Raw genomic sequence first — 18,033 nt, forward strand, 5'->3', positions numbered from 1 at the left:
CCATCCGGGCCTCTGTTCCCCGGGGACCGGGCGTGTTCGACTGGGCCGCATGACGCTGCTGAGCCGCACGTACGCCGACATCTGCCGACAGGGGAACGAGGAGCTGCGGGACGCGGTCGCGCGCGCCCAGCTGCCGCCCGCATTCGACACGGCCTGGCGGCGGCACCTGCTGCCGCGCCCGTGGTTCGTGCATGAAGCCGAACTGCACGCCTTCGCAAAGGACTTGGAGGGACTCTTCGAACTCCTCGTCTCCCTCCCCGAGCGGCTCTTCGACGGCGACGCCGAGCGGTACGCGAAGGAGCTCGGGCTCGATCCGCGGCATGCCGCGCTGCTGCGGCGGTCCGCCGAGGGGCGCCCGGCGAAGCTGGGGCGCGCCGACGCGTACCACGACGGCACCGGCTACCGCCTTCTGGAGTTCAACCTCGGCAGCGAGGTCGGGGGCATGGACATGGCCGTGTGCAACGACGCTCTCCTGAAGGTCGGCGCCTTCGCGGACTTCGCCGCCGCGCACGGTCTGGCGCACGTGGACACGGCCGCGCTGCTCGCCGCCGATCTGCGCGAGCGGGCCCGGACCGCGCTCGCGGGCGGCGCGGCCGAGCCGGTGATCGGGCTGATCGAGGGCAACGGCGCGGTCGGCGCGTACGGCACCCTGATGCGCGCCTTCCAGGAGACGATGGCGGCGCAGGGCCTCGACCTGCGGATCGGCGAGATCGGCGAGCTGCGCACCCGTCCGGACGGCAGGCTGTCCCTGGGCGGCGCCCCGCTCGATCTGGTGCTGCGCACCTTCGGGGCGAGCCAGCTGCTGGACGACCCGGCGGGCATGGCGGCGGCCGAGCAGCTGTTCCGGGCCCATGACGCGGGCCGGACCGTGCTGTTCACGTCTCTGGAGAGCGGTTTGTACGCGCACAAGAACGCGCTCGGACTGCTCTCCGACCCGCGGTGGGCGGGTGCGTTCGACGCGGCGGAGCGGGCGTTGGCGGACCGTGTCCTGCCATGGAGCCGTCCGCTGGGCGGCGCGGCCCCGGCGGCACTGCTCGACGAGTGCCGGGAGCGGCGCGAGCAGCTGATCCTCAAGCCGGGCGGCGGCCACGGCGGTCTGGACACCTTCGTCGGCTGGGAGTGCACCGACACCGAGTGGCGGACGGCGCTCGCCGTGGCCGCCGAGCGCGGCTGTCTGGCCCAGGAACGGGTGGTCCCGCGCCCCGAGCCGGTCGTCGATCCGGCGACCGGCCGCGCCGACGACTGGATCGCGGCGCTCGGCTTCTTCCTCACCTCGCACGGCTACGCGGGCGCGCACGCCCGCGCGAACCGGGCGGACGGCGGGGCGATCGTCGGCATGAGCAGCAACCCGGACACCCGGATGGCGTGCGTGTTCTCGCACCCGTGAGGGACCGCCGGGGCCGGACGGCTCAGTCCGTGGCGGGTTCGGGCGCGGGCAGGGTCGCGGGTTCGGCGACCCGGCGCAACAGGGCGTGCAGCAGGGTGCGTTCCTCCTCGGACAGCGGGGCGAGCAGCCCGTCGGTGACGCGGCGGCTGCTGCGCTCGGTGTCCTTGAGGTAGGCGCGGCCGGCGTCGGTGAGGACCACGATGCGGCTGCGCCGGTCGCCGGGGGCGGGACGGCGCTCCACGAGGGTGAGGCGTTCGAGGTCGTCGACGAGGCCGACGATGGCGCTGGGGTCGTAGCCGAGGCGGGTGCTCAACTCACGCTGGAGAGCGCCCTCGACGGTGGCGAGGTAGCGGAGCACGGCGTAATGGCGCAGCCTCAGGCCGGATTCCTGGAGGGCGGCGTTGAAGAGCTGCCCGGAGCGCTGGCCGAGCCGGTAGAGCAGATATCCGGTGTCGGAGTGCAGCCCGAGCATCCAGGGGTCGTCCGCGCGGTCCTTGCCGTCTCTGTCGTTCATGGCACCAGCATGCCGCAGGACCGATGTCGATCACAACCATTGACGTCAACAACTATTGGTCCTAACTTCCTTTCCGGCGGATCGAAGCCGATCGAGCGCACGCTCTCCCGACCGCCGTCCGCCCCTCCCCCGTGCCTGAAGGGACCCTCATGTCACCCACACCCACACCCACACCCACACCCGCCGTCGATCTCACCGGCAAGGTCGCGATCGTCACCGGCTCCGGCCGGGGCCTCGGGCTCGCCTACGCCACCGCGCTGGCCGCCGCCGGTGCCTCTGTCGTCGTCAACGACCTGGACGCCGAGGTCGCTGAGAAGGCCGCCGCCGGCATCGTCGAGGCGGGCGGCCGGGCCGTCGCCGAAGCCGTCGCCGTCGGCACCGCCGAGGCCGCGGACCGGCTCGTCGAGCGGGCCGTGAGCGCCTTCGGCCGGCTCGACGTCCTCGTCACCAACGCGGGCATCCTGCGCGACCGCGTGCTGTGGAGGATGACCGACGAGGACTTCGACGCCGTCGTCGGCACCCATCTCCGGGGCACCTTCACCTGCGCCCGCGCCGCCGCCGTACGGATGCGCGAACAGGGCGAGGGCGGCCGGCTGATCCTGGTCGGCTCCCCGGCCGGGCAGCGCGGCAACTTCGGCCAGACCAACTACGCCGCCGCCAAGGCCGGCGTCGCCGCCATGGCCCGTACCTGGTCGATGGAGCTGGCCAAGGCCGGGATCACCGTCAACGCCGTGGTGCCGGTGGCCGCCACCGCCATGACCGAGACCATCCCGGCCTTCGCCCCGTACGTGGCGGCGATGCGCGACGGCGCACCGCTCCCGGACTTCCTGCGCAAGGGCGAGGGCTTCGGCACCGCCGAGGACTGCGCGGCGCTCGTGCCCTTCCTCGCCTCCGACGCCGCCGCCGGCGTCACCGGCCAGTGCGTCGGCATCGGGGGCGACCGGCTGGCGCTGTGGTCGCACCCCGAGGAGATCGCCACCGCCTACGCGGACGGCGGCTGGACCCCGGAGACCATCGCCGCCGCCTGGCACACCTCGGTCGGCCGCGCCCCGCAGACCGTCGGCATCCCCGCGCCGCGCCTCCCGGAGGCGTGATGAGCGCGATCGACCCCCGTCGGCTCGTCGCCATCGACGTCCACACCCACTGCGAGGTCTCCGCGAGCGGCCGGTCCTCGCTCTCCGGCGAGCTGCACTCCGCCTCCGGCGCGTACTTCAAGGTCGAGGGCGGCCGGAAGCCCACCCTGGAGGAGATGGCCGCGTACTACCGGGAGCGGCGGATGGCCGCCGTGGTCTTCACGGTGGACGCCGAGCACGCCACCGGCACCGAGCCGATCCCCAACGAGGAGATCGCCGAGACCGCCGCCGCCCACCCCGACGTGCTCATCCCCTTCGCCTCGATCGATCCCTTCCGTGGCCGGGCCGGGGTACGGGCGGCGCGCCGGCTGGTGGAGGAGTACGGGGTCAGGGGCTTCAAGTTCCACCCCAGCATCCAGGGCTTCTTCCCCGACGACCGCCTCGCCTACGGCCTGTACGAACTCATCGAGGAGACCGGCACCGTCGCGCTCTTCCACAGTGGGCAGACCGGGATCGGCGCCGGCGTGCCGGGCGGGGGCGGCATCCGGCTGAAGTACTCCGACCCGATGCGGGTGGACGACGTCGCCGCCGACTTCCCCCACCTGAAGATCGTCCTGGCGCACCCCTCCTTCCCCTGGCAGGACGAGGCGCTGGCCGTGGCCACCCACAAGCCCGGGGTGCACATCGACCTGTCGGGCTGGTCTCCGAAGTACTTCCCGCCGCAGCTGGTGCGCTACGCGAACACCCTGCTCAAGGACAAGGTCCTCTTCGGCTCCGACTATCCGGTGCTCAGCCCGGACCGCTGGCTGGCCGACTTCGCCGAGCTGCCGATCAAGGACGAGGTCCGCCCCGCGATCCTCAGGGACAACGCCGCCCGGCTGCTCGGCCTCACCGAATCCGCTGTGTGAAAGGGCCATCGATGCGCAACGAGGGACTGGGGTCGTGGCCCGCCCGCCGGGCCCGCAAGACCCCGCACCGCACCGCCCTGATCCACGGGTCGAGTGCGCTCACCTACGGCGAACTGCACGAGCGCACCACCCGCCTCGCCCACGCCCTGCGCGCCGCCGGAGTCCGGCGCGGCGACCGCGTCGCCTACCTGGGCCGCAACCATCCGGCGTTCCTGGAGGCCCTGTTCGCCGCCGGACTGCTCGGCGCGGTGTTCGTGCCGCTCAACATCCGGCTCACGGCGCCCGAGATCGCGTACCAGCTCAGGGACTCGGGCAGCGCCGCACTGCTCCACTCCCCCGAACTCGCCGCCGTCGTGGCCGAGTCGGGCGGGGCGCGGACCGTCGTCGAGGTGGGCGGGGCGGCGTACGAGGAGCTGCTCGCCGACGCCTCCACGGCACCGGTCGACGAGCCGGTCTCGCCCGACGACCTCTGCCTCATCATGTACACCTCGGGGACGACGGGCCGCCCCAAGGGCGCGATGCTCACCCACGGCAACATCGTCTGGAACGCGGTCAACGTGCTCGTCGACCACGACCTGGTCGCGGACGAGACCGCCCTGGTGTCCGCCCCGCTGTTCCACACCGGCGGGCTGAACATGCTGACGCTGCCGGTGCTGCTCAAGGGCGGCGCGTGCGTGCTCGTCGAGGCCTTCGACCCCGGTGACACGCTCGATCTGATCGAACGGCACGGCGTCACCTTCGTGTTCGGGGTGCCGACGATGTTCGACCAGGTGGCCCGGCACCCGCGCTGGGCGACGGCCGACCTGTCGAGCCTGCGCCTGCTCAACTGCGGCGGCGCACCCGTACCGACCCCGCTCATCGCCACGTACCAGGAGCGCGGGCTGACCTTCCTCCAGGGGTACGGGATGACGGAGGCGTCCCCCGGGGCGCTGTTCCTGGACGCGGAGCACGCGGTCACGAAGGCCGGCTCGGCCGGGGTGCCGCACTTCTTCACCGACGTACGGGTCGTGCGGCCCGATCTTGCCCCGGCGGAGACCGGCGAAACGGGCGAGGTGCTCGTACGCGGCCCGCACGTGATGAACGGGTACTGGGGTCTGCCCGAGGAGACCGAGGCGGCCTTCGTGGACGGCTGGTTCCGCACGGGCGACGCGGCCCGGGTCGACGCGGACGGCTATGTCACCATCGTCGACCGCTTCAAGGACATGATCATCTCGGGCGGCGAGAACGTCTATCCGGCCGAGGTCGAGGACGCGCTGCTCGCGCACCCCGACGTCGCCGAGTGCGCGGTGATCGGCGTACCGGACGAGAAGTGGGGCGAGACCGCCCGCGCGATCGTCGTCCCCCGGGCGGGAACCGCTCCCGATCCGGCCGCGATCCTCGCGTCCCTGGACGGGCGGCTGGCCCGCTACAAGATTCCGAAGTCCCTGGTCCTGGCGGAAGCGCTGCCGCGCACGGCCTCCGGAAAGCTCCTCAAGCGCGAAGTCCGCTCCCGCTACGGGACCGCAGAAGCGACGACCGAAGCGACCACCGAAGCGGCCACCGAATGAACATCGAGAAGGGAACCCCCATGAGCATCACCGTCGACGGCATCGCCGAACTGAAGAGCCTGGCCGGCACGGAACTGGGCAGCAGCGACTGGATCGACGTCACCCAGACCCGGATCGACGGCTTCGCGGACGCGACCGGTGACCACCAGTGGATCCACGTGGACGTGGAGCGCGCGAAGGAGGGCCCGTTCGGCGCGCCCATCGCGCACGGCTATCTGACGCTCTCCCTCTTCATCCCGCTCTTCACCGGGCTCCTCGATGTCCGAGGGGTGGCCACGAAGGTCAACTACGGCCTGGACAAGGTCCGTTTCCCGGCCCCGGTCCCGGCCGGCTCCCGGCTCCGGCTCTCCGCCCGCCTCGCCGAGGTCACGGACGTACCGGGCGGCGTGCAGATCGCCGTCGACGGCACGATCGAGATCGAGAACGCGCCGAAGCCGGCCTGCGTCCTGCGCAGCCTCTCCCGCTTCTACGCCTGACCGTCCGCCACCGGCCTCGGACCCGGGAACTCTCCCGGGGGTTCGCACGTTGCGCGTGCGACCTGATCGATCGATGTGTGACACGACGGCTCCGCCGTCGTCGGGGAGTCGTGAGCGACCATGGCCATGGTGGGCCTGTTCTGGATCACCGAGGGTGACGTGTACGTGGGGGCGAAGCCGACGGGGCACGGGCCCGGGGTGCGGTTGACTCCCGGGGGCGTGGTGGGTCTCGGTGACGGGCAGTCCCAGCTGTGGCCGTGGGAGGACGTCAGCGGTCTCACCGTCAGGGACATCCCGGAGAAGACCCTGATGCGCCAGGTCGGGGTGGTCGGGGACGCGGCCCTGAACGTCGTGGGCGAGCTGGTCCTTCCGGTCTTCGGTCCGCGGGCGGGCGACGCGCCGCCCCGGCTCACGGTGGAGGTGGAGACGCCGCAGGGCACCCGCTCGCTCGCGGCGTACGTCGCCGCGGCCGCCGGCTACCCGCAGAGCGAGGTGGACCTCTCGCGCTCCCTCCTCTCCCGCCTGACCGAGGGCGCGGCGACGATGGAGACGACGCTGGCCGCGATGGCGGAGTGGGGCCGCGGCCGTGAGGGCGGCACGCCCCGCCGCGCGGAGCGCGAGGCGCTGCTGCGGAAGTGGCTGGACTGAGGACTGGACTGAGGACTGGACTGAGGACTGGACTGAGGGCTGGGCCGAACTCCCGGTCGGGCGACGGGTCTCAGCGGCCGTCGAGCAGCCCCTTCAGGCCCGCCGCCAAGCGCTCGTACTCCTCCGCCCGGTTGTAGATCTGGGCGCTGAGCCGGATGCCGCCACCCGTGGGCCAGGGCCAGACGAGGACGCGGCAGGCGAGGCGGGTCGCGATCTCCTCGCGGAGCGCGGCGGCCTCCGCGTGGGTGCGGGCCAGCCCGCGGGGCAGCCGCAGTGAGCGCATGGCCAGCTCTTCGCCGTACGGGAGGGGTGTGAGGCCCGGGAGGCGGGCCAGCGTCTCCGCACCGTACGCGACGAGTTCGGCGTTGTGGCGGCGCAGCTTCGCGGCGCCGAGCGTGGCGATCAGTTCGAGGCCCTCGGGCGCGGCGAGCAGGCCGGTGTAGTCGGCGGTGGCGCGGTACTCCACCGCGCGCGGGAAACCGTGGCCGTGTTCCCAGGAGGGGACGGGCGCCGGGACCTTGGCGCGGTGCGGCGCGCCCACCGCCAACACGGCGCTGCCGGCCGGGGCGTAGGCCCACTTGTGCAGGTTGCCGAACCAGAAGTCGGGCTCTCCGGCGAGCGGCCGGGCCAGCATGCCGGGTGCGTGCGCGCCGTCGACGACGGTGCGGACCCCGCGCTCGCGGAGCGCCGCGAGAAGGGCCGGGCCGGCGACGACGCGGGCGGTGGGCGAGCTGATCTGGTCGAGGACCGCCACGGTGGTACGGGGAGTGAGCGCGCCGAGCACCGCCGCCGCGACGGCCTCCTCGTCCGGCAGCTCCGGGTCGAGGGCGACGGTGGTGACGCGGGCCCGGCGGGCGGCGGCGTCGGTGACGGTGCCGTAGCCGTGGTCGGTGACCAGGACCTCGTCCTCGGGGCCCAGACCGAGCGCGTCGAGCGCGAGGTTGGCGGCCTCGGTCGCGTTGGTGACGAGGGCGATGCCCTCGGGCTCCGCGCCCAGGTGCGCGGCGATCCGGTGCCGGGCCGCCGCGAGCCGCTCGGGCACGGAGAGGAAGAAGGCGTCGGGATCGGCGTCCGCCTCCTCGATCAGGCTCCGCCGCGCCTCCATGACAGGGAGCGGTACGGCGCCGAAGGAGCCGTGGTTGAGATGCGCCACGGCCGGCCCGAGCCGGAACAGCTCGGCGCCGCCCGGGAAGGCGGCGGGCGTGGGTGTCGCGGAGTCGATGTCCTGCTGTCGCGTCCTCATGCCCGCCCCACCCCTGCTCGTCCCGTTCCGCCGGCCCCGGTGTCGCAGTATGCCCGACCCGGCACGGGCCGCGACCCCCGGTGGGGTCCCGGCCCGTGCCGTCGCTCACCCGGACACGTCGGCCCTCGCCACCGCCGTGTCCGCCGCGTCCGCGAGGTCCGCCGTATCCCCCGTATCCCCCGTATCCGCGAGGTCCGCCGTGTCGTCGAGGAAGCCGCCCGACTGGTGCTGCCAGAGCTTGGCGTACGGACCGTCCGCGTCGAGCAGTTCCTTGTGCGTGCCCTGTTCGACGACCCGGCCCCGGTCGAGCACGACCAGGCGGTCCATGCCGGCGACCGTGCTCAGCCGGTGCGCCACCACCAGGGCGGTGCGGCCCTCCATCAGGCGCCACAGGGCGTCCTGGACCAGGATCTCGCTCTCGGAGTCGAGCGCGCTGGTGGCCTCGTCGAGCAGCAGGATCGGCGCGTCGCGGAGGATCGCCCGGGCCAGGGCGACCCGCTGGCGCTGTCCGCCGGACAGCTTCACTCCGCGCTCGCCGACCATGGTGTCGAAGCCGTCGGGCAGCGCGTCGGCGAACTCCGTGACGTGCGCCGCCTCCGCCGCCCGCCGGATCTCGGCCTCGGTGGCGTCCGGGCGGGCGAAGGCGATGTTGTCACGGAGCGTGCGGTGGAACATGGCGGGTTCCTGCGGCACGTACGCGATGAGCCCGCGCAGGTCGGCCTGGCTCATCCGGCTGATGTCCTGGCCGGCGACGAGGATCCGCCCCGCGTCGACGTCGGTCATGCGGAGCAGCAGCCTGGTGAGCGTGGTCTTGCCGCCGCCGGAGCGCCCGACCAGGCCGATCTTCGTGCCGGCGGGCACGTCGAGGTCCAGGCCCTCGAAGAGCGGCCTGGCGTCGGCGCGGCCGCCGCCGTGGGTGAAGGTGACCTGCTCGAACCGTACGTCGCCGGTCCGGGACCGGAGCGGCTCCGGGCACTCGGGGTCGACGACGGTCGGCGGGGTGAGCAGCAGTTCGGTGAACTGGGCGGCCTCGGTCATGGAGCTTTCGAGCCGCCGGTAGATCTGGTTGAACTCGAACATGATGCGGGTCGCGTTGGAGTAGTAGGTGAAGGCGACGATGACCGTCTCCACCCCGTGCTCCCCGGCGCCGAGCAGCAGCGCGACGACCAGGCCGAGGACGTTGGTCAGCACCGACATGGGTGCGACCACGGTGTCGATGCGGAGGTTGCCGTAGTCCCAGGAGCGGAGGGTGAGCCGGCGCGACTCGGCGACCCGGGAGCGGTGTTCGGCCGCCTCGCGGTCCTCGGCGGCGAAGGCCCGTACCGTGTCCATGTTCATCAGGCTGTCGGCGACGTGGCCCGAGACCCTGGCGATGGCCTCCTCGCGGCGGGCGACGAGCTTCTGCCGGCGCCGGATGAGCGGTGTCACACAGCACGCGGTGAGCACGATCATCAGGAGCAGTCCGGCCACGAGCAGCGGCTCGTACTGCCACAGCACCACGGACGCGAACAGCAGGGGCACGAAGCTGCCCATGATGTTGAAGGTGAGGGTGTCGACGAACTCCTCGAAGCGGGAGGCGAAGCTCAGCACCCGCTTGGTGAGGGAGCCGGCGAAGTTGTCGTGGAAGAACGCCGCGTCCTTGGCGAAGAGTTCGTCCATGCCGATGATGTAGAGGCGCTCGATGCCGAGGGCGTCGGTCCGGTTCAGGCAGTGCAGTCCGGCCCGCCACAGTCCTTCCGAGAGGAGCAGGACGGCGGCGAAGCCGAGGACGTACGGCAGCATGCCGTCGAGGTGGGTGGCGCTCTCGCCGCCGTCGCCGTCGCCTGCGATCCGGCCGACGAGCTTGGCGACGATGAGCGGTGCGATGTAGGCGATGCCGATGTTTCCCAGTGCCGGGAGCAGCAGCGCGGGAACGGCCACGCGGCGGAGCCGGGCGAGTTCCTTTCCGTAGTGGCGAAGTGCGAGGAGCACCGGGCCTCGGCCCGGCGAACCTTTGTGTGATTCAGGCGAATCCATACCAACCCTGCTTTGTCGGACCCCCATGGAGTTGGCAAGTGTCCCGTGCCCGAGTCGGCCCCGTCCAAGCGTTTTTGCGACGCTTGTGACTCAGGTCGTCAGGGTGGCCGGGGTGGGTCCGTCGGGGCGGACGGTGATGCTGAACGCGGCGCGTTCGGGCACGGAGCGGAAGCGCGGGGCCGGGGCGGGCAGCAGCTCTTCGAGGAGGGCCGTGGACTCGCGGAGGGCGAACTGCAGCCCGAGGCAGGCGCGGGGGCCGGCGCCGAACGGGTAGTAGCCGCCGGGGTGGGCAGGGCGGCGCCCGGGCTCGGTGAAGCGGGTGGGGTCGAACTCCTCGGGGTTCTCCCAGAGTTCGGGGTCGCGGTGGGTGAGGTAGGGGCAGACGACGAGGTCGGTGCCGGCCTCGATCGTGTGGCCGGAGAGGACGTCGGGCTCGGTCGCGTGACGCGGCAGGATCCAGGCGGAGGGGTAGAGCCGCAGGGTCTCGTGGACCAATGCCTGGACGGCCTGCCGCCGTTCGGGTGAGCCCTCGGGGCCCGCGGCGAGCGCGCGTTCGCGCGCCGCGGGGTGGCGGTCGAGGAGGAGGTGGAGCCAGGTCAGGGTGGACGCGGTGGTCTCGTGGCCGGCGACCAGGAGGGTGACGAGTTCGTCGCGGATCAGCCGTTCGGTGTACTCGGGGCGGCTCTCGGCGGCGTCGAGCAGGACGTGCAGCAGCCCGGGGCCGTCCGGCCCGGCGGCTCCGTCGCGGGCGGCGGCGACGGCCCGGTGGGCCACGGCGTCGATCCTGGCCAGGTCGGCGGCGACGGCGGCGTCGGGGGCGGTCCCGTCGGCGGGCAGGCGGGGCAGGGCGGCCACCACGGAGGCCACGGAGGCGAGTTCGCGTTCCGTGGCCGGGTCGAGGGCGTGCCCGGTGAGGGAGCGCCAGATGGTGTCGAGGGCGAAGCGGCGCATCTCCTCGCCGACGTCGAAGACCTCTCCGGTACGGGCGTACGCCGCCCATCGCGCGCCCGCGGTGCGCGCCGCGCCGGCGATCCGCTCCTCGTACCGGCGCATCCCGCGTCCGGTGAACTGCGCCTGCAGCACCCTGCGTTGGCGCTGCCAGGCGTCGCCGGTCGCAGCGAGGAGGCCGTCCCCGATGAGCGGCCGGGCGCGGTGCGAGCGCTTCACGTAGCGGTCGGGGTGCCGGACGAGCACGTGCTGGACGGCCTCGGGCGCGGTGACGAGGACGGTCACCGGCCCTTCCTCCCCCATCCGTACTCCGGCCACGCCGCCGAGGTGTTCCCGCGCGGTCCGGAACAGGGTGACGAGTGCCCCGCCGCCGTCCGCCCGCCAGGCGGCGACGGCCGCGGCGTCCAGCTCGGGCACGGGGGTGGAAGTTGCCACGAGGCTTGCTCCTCCGGGGACGGGACGGGCGAAGGCGGTCGTCACGCACTGTAGAGCGCCGGACGCGCGACGCGAGAGGGCGCGCGACGGGAACCGGCCACGCCGGGCCGGAGGCCCCGGCCCCTGCCGGGCCGGGCTTCCACCGGAATCCATGGACAGGTAGGTTAGGTTAGGCAAACCTAAGTCGATGGGATTCAGCAGCCCCCGGGAGATCACGCATGCACCCCCGCACCACGCACCCGACCGGACCGACCCCCGCCGAGCGGCTGCGGACGATCATCGCGGCCGCGCACTCGATGACCGTGGTGAGCGACGGCCGGTACGAGGAGGTCCACGGCCTCGACGGTCCCGGCCCGCTGGGGCGCATCCATCTGCACGACCCCGCCGAGTCGTCGGGCCGCGCGGGCTCCGCGCACGGCCGGGACACCGCTCGCATCCCCATCCGCCTGGAGCTCACGGACATCTCCCCCACGCCCGTACGCGACCGGGTGCGCGCCCGGGTCACGCTGTCGGGCCTGGTGGCCGCCCCGTACCGCGCCGACTCGGACGGGAGCACCTGCATGGAGCTCGGGCAGGCGGTGATCGAGGACGCGCGCGGGCGCACGTACGTGACGCTGGAGCAGCTGGAGGAGGCGGAGCCCGACCCCATGGCCACCTGCGAGGCGCCCATGCTGCACCATCTGGTCGCCGGGCATCCGGAGCTGGTGACGCTGCTGCTCCGGCTCGTCGAACCGGCCGTCAAGCGCGGGCTCGTGCGCGCGCTGCCGCTCGCGCTCGACCGGTACGGGATCACGCTGCGGCTCGAAGGGCGGGCCGGGCACCGGGATGTACGGCTCGCGTTCCCGACGCCGATGACGGAGGTCGACCAGGCCGGTCTGCAGATCCACGCGCTGCTCGCGGCCGCCCGCCGGTGCTCGCACCACCGGCTGCCGGCCTGAGACGCCCTGCGGCCGGCCGGTGTGGGGCGGATCACTCCGGGCGGGCCCGGCTTCGCACCTACGATGCATGATGGATACACGTATATGCGTGTGTCCCTGGGCCGGACAGGCCCTGGTCCCGCATGTCCGAGGAGACGGATCCCGTGAGCACCGGCGTCGTCGCGCGCGAGAGTTACTACCAGCGGACCGGTGAGCACCGGTACAAGCCAACTCAGCACGCGGGCGGCGCGTGGAGCGCGGACGAGATGCACTTCAGCCCGCTCGCGGGCCTCGTCGTGCACGCGATCGACCGGCACCTCGCGGGGCGGCCGGGCGGCGCGGCGCTCGCCCGGATCAGTTACGACATCCTGGGCCGGATCGCGCTCGACGAGTGCGAGATCACGGTGGAGACCGTACGGCCGGGCCGCACCATCGAACTCCTCGAAGCGACCGTGGTGATCGGCGAGCGCCCGGTGGTGCGCGCCCGCGCGTGGCTGCTCGCCTCCCTGGACACCTCTGCCGTGGCCGACAGCCCCCAGGAGCCGCTGCCCGGCCCCGACGAACTGGACCCGTGGCGGATGGCCGAGGCCTGGGAGGGCGGCTACATCGCGTCCATCGACGTCCGCCGCACCCCGTCCGTGCGCCGGGGCCGCGCGGCCGCCTGGATCTCCTCGCGCCTCGACCTGGTCGCCGACGAACCGAGCAGCGCCCTCGCCTCGTACATCGCCCTCGTGGACACGGCGAACGGCATCGCCGTCCAGCAGGACCCGGCCGCGTGGATGTTCCCCAACGTCGACCTGACGATCCATCTGCACCGCGGCCCGCGCGGCCCCTGGACGGGCCTGGACACCACGGTCACCTTCGGCCCGACGGGCCAGGGCCTGACCAGCACGGTCCTCCACGACCTCACGGGCCCGGTGGGCCACGCCACCCAGATCCTCACGGTCCGCCCCCAGCCCACCGCCTGAGCCCCGCACGCCGCCCGAGTCAGACACGGCCCGATTCACACACCTCCCGATTCACACACGACACCGGCCGGTATCCCCCGCCCGTCACGGGGGACACCGGCCGGTCGGACCCGGTGGGGGTCAGCCCTTGCGGGCCTCGGGGTGGCTGGTCGGGGCGGTCAGGCGGGTCGCGAGGATCGCGGCTGCCAGGACGCCCAGGGTCAGGGCCATCGGGAGCAGCACCATGAGCAGGGTGCTGAGGCCGTGGAGGTGACCGGTGGTCAGGAGGATCGCGGTCGCCGTCGCGAGGGCCAGGCCGACGCCGAGGGTGCCGGCGAACAGGACCGGGAGGCGGTGCGGGCGGGGCGGGGGCGGGGCGGCCGTGAGGGCCTCCCAGTGGGCGGCGGCCTCGCGCTGTTCCTGGCGGGCCAGGAGGACCGCGCGGATGCGCAGGACCAGGCCCGCGCCGGCCCCGGCCGCCGTGACGGCGGCCAGGGGGACGACGGGCAGGCCGCCGAGCAGCAGCACCGCCACGCAGGCCGCGGTGGCCCAGCCGGTGACGCAGGCCGCCGCCGCGAGGCGCCGGGACACCGGCCGGTCGGCGCCCGCCCGCAGGTCGGCGAGGGCGGGCACGTACCAGACGCAGCCGGAAGCGGTCACGGCCCCGATGCCCACGGCGAGGACGACCGCCGGCATCAGTGGCTCACCGGCTCGTGGGGGTTGTTCCTGAGCCGGTCGAGCTCAGCGATCTCGGGGTGGTGCAGGTCGAACGCCGGGGACTCGGAGCGGATCCTCGGCAGCACCAGGAAGTTGTGCCGCGGCGGCGGGCAGGACGTCGCCCACTCCAGCGAACGCCCGTAGCCCCACGGGTCGTCGGTGTCGACCTTCTTGCCGTACTTGGCGGTCTTCCAGACGTTGTAGAAGAACGGCAGGAGCGACATGCCGAGCATGAACGAACCGATGGTGGAGATGGTGTTGAGGGCCGTGAAGCCGTCCGCCGCCAGATAGTCGGCGTACCGGCGCGGCATGCCCTCGATACCCAGCCAGTGCTGCACCAGGAAGGTGGTGTTGAAGCCGACCGTCAGCGTCCAGAAGGTGATCTTGCCGAGCCGCTCGTCGAGCATCTTGCCGGTGAACTTCGGCCACCAGAAGTGGAAGCCGGCGAACATCGCGTACACCACCGTGCCGAACAGCGTGTAGTGGAAGTGCGCGACCACGAAGTACGAGTCGGAGACGTGGAAGTCCAGCGGCGGCGAGGCCAGGATGATGCCGGTGACGCCACCGAAGGTGAAGGTCACGAGGAAGCCGGTGGCCCAGAGCATCGGTGTCTCGAAGGACAGCGAGCCGTTCCACATCGTTCCGATCCAGTTGAAGAACTTCACACCGGTCGGTACGGCGATCAGCATCGTCATGAAGGAGAAGAACGGGAGCAGCACGCCACCCGTGACGTACATGTGGTGCGCCCACACGGTCACGGACAGACCGGCGATCGCGATGGTGGCACCGATCAGGCCGATGTAGCCGAACATCGGCTTGCGGCTGAAGACCGGTATCACCTCGGAGACGATGCCGAAGAACGGCAGCGCGAGGACGTAGACCTCGGGGTGGCCGAAGAACCAGAAGAGGTGCTGCCACAGCAGTGCGCCGCCGTTGGCGGGGTCGAAGATGTGCGAGCCGAACCGCCGGTCGCATTCGAGGCCGAAGAGCGCCGCCGCGAGCACCGGGAAGATCATCAGCACCAGGATGGACGCGAGCAGCACGTTCCAGGTGAAGATCGGCATGCGGAACATCGTCATGCCGGGGGCCCGCATGCCGATGACCGTGGTGATGAAGTTGACCGCGCCGAGGATCGAGCCGAAGCCGGACAGGGTCACGCCGGTGATCCACAGGTCGGCGCCGAGGCCGGGCGAGTGGACGGCGTCGGAGAGCGGCGCGTACAGGAACCAGCCGAAGTCCGCGGCCCCGCCGGGGGTGAGGAAGCCGGAGGCGGCGATCGTCGAGCCGAACAGGAACAGCCAGAACGCCAGCATGTTGAGCCGCGGGAAGGCCACGTCCGGCGCGCCGATCTGCAGCGGCATGATCCAGTTCGCGAAGCCGGAGAACAGCGGCATCGCGAAGAGCAGCAGCATCACCGAGCCGTGCATCGTGAACGCCTGGTTGAACTGCTCGTTCGACATGACCTGCGTGCCCGGGCGGGCCAGCTCCGCGCGCATCAGCAGGGCCATGACACCGCCGACGACGAAGAAGATCAGTGCCGAACAGAGATAGAGCGTCCCGATCTGCTTGTGATCGGTGGTGGTGAGCCAGGTCACCCACGAAGAGCGTTGCGGTGCGCCCTCCCCGGTGACCGGGCGGTCCGGGAGCGGCGGCTCCACGGTGCTCACCTGCGTGCTGTGTGCCTCGTCCACTGGACGGCGACCTTCCTTCCGTGCTGCATGGGACGGCCGGAGGTCGGACCCCACACGGGGGATGGGTACGGCCAGCCTCCGGCCGCCCCACATGCTCGTCCGCGCGGGGCGGTCTGATCAGGGCCGTACAGTCCCGGCCTGGCCTGCCGGGGGAGGGCCGAACGGCCCCTGCCGCAAGGCCCGAGCGGCTCGCGTAGGCTGCTGAGGGGCCTGGGCGGCCGGGCAGTTCGCGGGATTTCACGGATCCCACGTATCCCGCGGATCCCGCGGACCGACGGAAGCGCCGGCTCCGACACACACGGCGGCGGTACGAGCGACAGGCGTACGCACCGCCGTCGTACGGGCAGCGCGGCCGTACGGGCACCAGCAGCGCGACGACAACCCGGGCGGACCGCCGTCCGGTACGAGGACGAGAGCCACCAGCACCATGACCGACACCGCCCCGACCGCCCCGCGTCCGCCCTGGCCGCGGCTCGACGTCCCCGAGCGCATGCACGACCTGCTCGCCGCCGTCATGGACCTCGGCCGCGACCTCGAACTCCCCCAGGTGCTCCGCAGCATCGTGGAGGAGGCGGTGAGCCTCACCGACGCCGAGTACGGCGCGCTCGGGGTCATCGGCCACGACGGCGAGCTCGGCGACCGGCTGTCCCGCTTCCTGCCCGTGGGGCTGGCCGACGAGGTGGTGGAGCGGATCGGGCCGGCGCCGTGCGGGCACGGCATCCTCGGCGAACTCATCCGCAACCCGGCGCCGCTGCGCCTCGACGACCTCAGCAGTCACCCGAGCAGCTTCGGCTTCCCCGCGCACCATCCGCCGATGCGGACCTTCCTGGGCGCCCCGATCCGGGTCCGGGGCGAGATCTTCGGCAACATCTACCTCACCGAGAAGCGCGGCGGCGGGACCTTCGACGCCGACGACGAGGCCGTGCTCACCGCGCTCTCGATGGCGGCGGGCGTGGCCATCGACAACGCCCGCCTCTACCACGACAGTCAGCGCCGCGAGCACCGGCTCGAAGCGCTCGGCGAGATCACCCGCACGCTGCTCGCGGGCACGGAGGCGGACGAGGCGCTGCGGCTCATCGCCCGCCGGGCCATGGAGGTGGCCGACGCCGACCAGGCGGCCGTACTGCTGCCGACCGGGGCGGACGGGGATCTGCGCGTACGGGTCGCGCACGGCGACCACGCGGAGCAGGTCCTCGGGGCGGTGCTCCCGGCCACGGGCTCGCTGTCCGGGCTCGCCGCGCACGCCCACCGGCCGGCCGTCACCACCGATGTGCGCACCGACCCGCGGGCGCTGCCGCTCGGGCCCGTCACGGACGCGGCGGAGGACGTGGACGCGGTGGAGGACGCGGTGGAGGACGCGGTGGAGCACGGGCCGGTGGTGGCGGTGCCGCTGCCGGTCGACGCGGCGGTGTGCGGGGCGCTGCGGTTGAGCCGGCGGGCCGGGCGGCCGGGGTTCGACACCGACGAGACGCTGCTCATCAACGGCTTCGCCGACCAGGCGGCCATCGCGCTCCAACTCGCCCGGCACCGGGCCGAGTCGGAGGAGCTGGCGGTGCTGCACGACCGGGACCGGATCGCCCGTGACCTCCATGACGTGGCGATCCAGCGCCTGTTCGCCACCGGGATGACACTGCAGGGGGCGACGCGGAAGATCGCGGACGAGCAGGCGGCGGAGCGGGTGGGGCGGGCCGTGGACGACCTGGACGCCACGATCCAGATCATCCGCTCGACGATCCTGCAGCTGCGGACCGCGGACGACGACCGGCGGGGCCCGGCGCTCCGGAGACGGCTCGCCGAGACGGTCCAACTGGCCGGTCAGCACCTCGGGTTCCGGCCTTCGCTGCGGATCTCGGGCCCGGTCGACAGCACCGTCTCACCGGCTCTCGCCGAGCATGTCCTGGCGGTGACGGCCGAGGCCCTGAGCAACATCGCCCGGCACGCGGGGGCGGGCCGCGCCGATGTCGAGCTCACGGTCCCCGACACCGCCGACCGTCTCGTCCTCACGGTCACGGACGACGGCCGGGGCCTGGGCCCGGCCCGCCCCACCGGCGGCCTCCTCAACATGGGCTCCCGCGCGGAACAGTGCCGCGGCGCCCTGACCCTGGACACCCCGGAGGGCGGGGGCACGCGGATCGTGTGGAGCGTGCCGCTGACGGTGGACTGAGGGGGCGCCGGGGTCGGCGCCGAAGCCGGGGTCGTACGGGCCCGCCTTCGGGGCGGGCCTCGGCGCTACGGCCGGGCCTCGGCCGCGGGCGGCGGGTCGGGCTCGGGGTTCACCCCAGGCTGAGGGCGGCCTCAGGGCCCGTACGGCGGGGGCAGGCCACCGCAGTCCCGGACCCGGCCGCAGGGCCGCTCGGGTCCCGGGCTCAAGCCCCGGGGCCGGGACCTGGCTCGACGCCAGGGTCGGCGCCGGATAGGGGCCGGGCGCGAGCCACGCCTTCGGGCCCCGGGGCAGGCGCCCAGGGGCGGGCCCGGCCTCAGGGTCGGTCAGGCCCCCGCGGTCCGGCCTCAGGGCCGTGCCGGCCCCGGGGTCCGGCCCCCAGGGCCGGTACCGCCCTGGCTCGGG

Annotated in this window: 15 protein-coding genes; 9 read left to right on the plus strand and 6 right to left on the minus strand. The window is 73.1% G+C overall.

Going from position 1 to position 18,033, the window contains the following annotated elements; genetic code table 11:
- The first annotated feature begins 49 nt into the window (after positions 1–49).
- Entirely contained in the window at positions 50–1,387 is a 1,338-nt protein-coding gene (locus AB0C73_RS06580; RefSeq protein WP_362525349.1) for a hypothetical protein, read from the plus strand.
- 22 nt (positions 1,388–1,409) lie between these two features.
- Here the strand turns inward: AB0C73_RS06580 and AB0C73_RS06585 are convergent, their stop codons facing one another.
- The gene (locus AB0C73_RS06585; RefSeq protein ID WP_362525352.1) at positions 1,410–1,901 is read right to left on the minus strand and encodes a MarR family winged helix-turn-helix transcriptional regulator; all 492 of its coding nucleotides are present in this window, start codon (positions 1,899–1,901) and stop codon (positions 1,410–1,412) included.
- Positions 1,902–2,050: 149 nt separating this feature from the next.
- On the opposite strand from AB0C73_RS06585, the gene AB0C73_RS06590 reads away from it, so the two are divergent.
- The 5 genes from AB0C73_RS06590 (at position 2,051) to AB0C73_RS06610 (ending at position 6,553) form a co-directional block, all read left to right on the plus strand.
- Positions 2,051–2,995, plus strand: a complete 945-nt coding sequence (locus AB0C73_RS06590) for an SDR family oxidoreductase (protein WP_362525355.1) — start codon at positions 2,051–2,053, stop codon at positions 2,993–2,995.
- A complete protein-coding gene (locus AB0C73_RS06595) occupies positions 2,995–3,882 on the plus strand; it encodes an amidohydrolase family protein (protein ID WP_362525358.1) in 888 nt (295 codons plus the stop codon). The genes AB0C73_RS06590 and AB0C73_RS06595 overlap by 1 nt, the downstream gene beginning before the upstream one ends.
- Before the next feature lie 11 nt (positions 3,883–3,893).
- Positions 3,894–5,429 carry a long-chain fatty acid--CoA ligase gene (locus AB0C73_RS06600; RefSeq protein ID WP_362525361.1) on the plus strand — a complete coding sequence of 512 codons (1,536 nt, stop codon included), beginning with the start codon at positions 3,894–3,896 and terminating at the stop codon, positions 5,427–5,429.
- A gap of 20 nt (positions 5,430–5,449) precedes the next feature.
- The gene (locus AB0C73_RS06605; RefSeq protein ID WP_362525362.1) at positions 5,450–5,905 is read left to right on the plus strand and encodes a MaoC family dehydratase; all 456 of its coding nucleotides are present in this window, start codon (positions 5,450–5,452) and stop codon (positions 5,903–5,905) included.
- Between the two features lie 120 nt (positions 5,906–6,025).
- Positions 6,026–6,553 (plus strand): hypothetical protein, encoded by a 528-nt coding sequence (locus AB0C73_RS06610; RefSeq protein ID WP_362525365.1) that lies wholly within the window; start codon positions 6,026–6,028, stop codon positions 6,551–6,553.
- A gap of 70 nt (positions 6,554–6,623) precedes the next feature.
- On the opposite strand, the gene AB0C73_RS06615 is transcribed toward AB0C73_RS06610, so the two are convergent.
- The 3 genes from AB0C73_RS06615 to AB0C73_RS06625 form a co-directional block, all read right to left on the minus strand.
- Complete coding sequence (locus AB0C73_RS06615; RefSeq protein WP_362525368.1) at positions 6,624–7,796, minus strand: aminotransferase class V-fold PLP-dependent enzyme; 1,173 nt, start codon at positions 7,794–7,796, stop codon at positions 6,624–6,626.
- A gap of 105 nt (positions 7,797–7,901) precedes the next feature.
- Positions 7,902–9,812: an ABC transporter ATP-binding protein gene (locus tag AB0C73_RS06620; RefSeq protein WP_362525370.1), complete on the minus strand. Its 1,911-nt coding sequence runs from the start codon at positions 9,810–9,812 to the stop codon at positions 7,902–7,904.
- 90 nt (positions 9,813–9,902) lie between these two features.
- Positions 9,903–11,195, minus strand: a complete 1,293-nt coding sequence (locus AB0C73_RS06625) for a cytochrome P450 (protein ID WP_362525373.1) — start codon at positions 11,193–11,195, stop codon at positions 9,903–9,905.
- A 218-nt stretch (positions 11,196–11,413) separates the two neighbouring features.
- Between AB0C73_RS06625 and AB0C73_RS06630 the strand changes: the two genes are divergently transcribed.
- Positions 11,414–12,133 (plus strand): DUF2470 domain-containing protein, encoded by a 720-nt coding sequence (locus tag AB0C73_RS06630; RefSeq protein ID WP_362525376.1) that lies wholly within the window; start codon positions 11,414–11,416, stop codon positions 12,131–12,133.
- 122 nt (positions 12,134–12,255) lie between these two features.
- The gene (locus AB0C73_RS06635) at positions 12,256–13,080 is read left to right on the plus strand and encodes a thioesterase family protein (RefSeq protein WP_362525379.1); all 825 of its coding nucleotides are present in this window, start codon (positions 12,256–12,258) and stop codon (positions 13,078–13,080) included.
- A gap of 120 nt (positions 13,081–13,200) precedes the next feature.
- Here the strand turns inward: AB0C73_RS06635 and AB0C73_RS06640 are convergent, their stop codons facing one another.
- On the minus strand, positions 13,201–13,755 hold the full coding sequence (locus AB0C73_RS06640) for a hypothetical protein (RefSeq protein ID WP_362525382.1): 555 nt from the start codon (positions 13,753–13,755) through the stop codon (positions 13,201–13,203).
- Entirely contained in the window at positions 13,755–15,560 is a 1,806-nt protein-coding gene (gene ctaD, locus AB0C73_RS06645) for a cytochrome c oxidase subunit I (protein ID WP_362525384.1), read from the minus strand. The genes AB0C73_RS06640 and ctaD overlap by 1 nt, the downstream gene beginning before the upstream one ends.
- Before the next feature lie 397 nt (positions 15,561–15,957).
- On the opposite strand from ctaD, the gene AB0C73_RS06650 reads away from it, so the two are divergent.
- Complete coding sequence (locus AB0C73_RS06650) at positions 15,958–17,631, plus strand: GAF domain-containing protein (protein WP_362525607.1); 1,674 nt, start codon at positions 15,958–15,960, stop codon at positions 17,629–17,631.
- The last annotated feature ends 402 nt before the right edge of the window (positions 17,632–18,033 follow it).

The sequence above is a fragment of the Streptomyces sp. NPDC048623 genome, from assembly GCF_040650755.1.
Classification (GTDB): Bacteria; Actinomycetota; Actinomycetes; order Streptomycetales; family Streptomycetaceae; genus Streptomyces.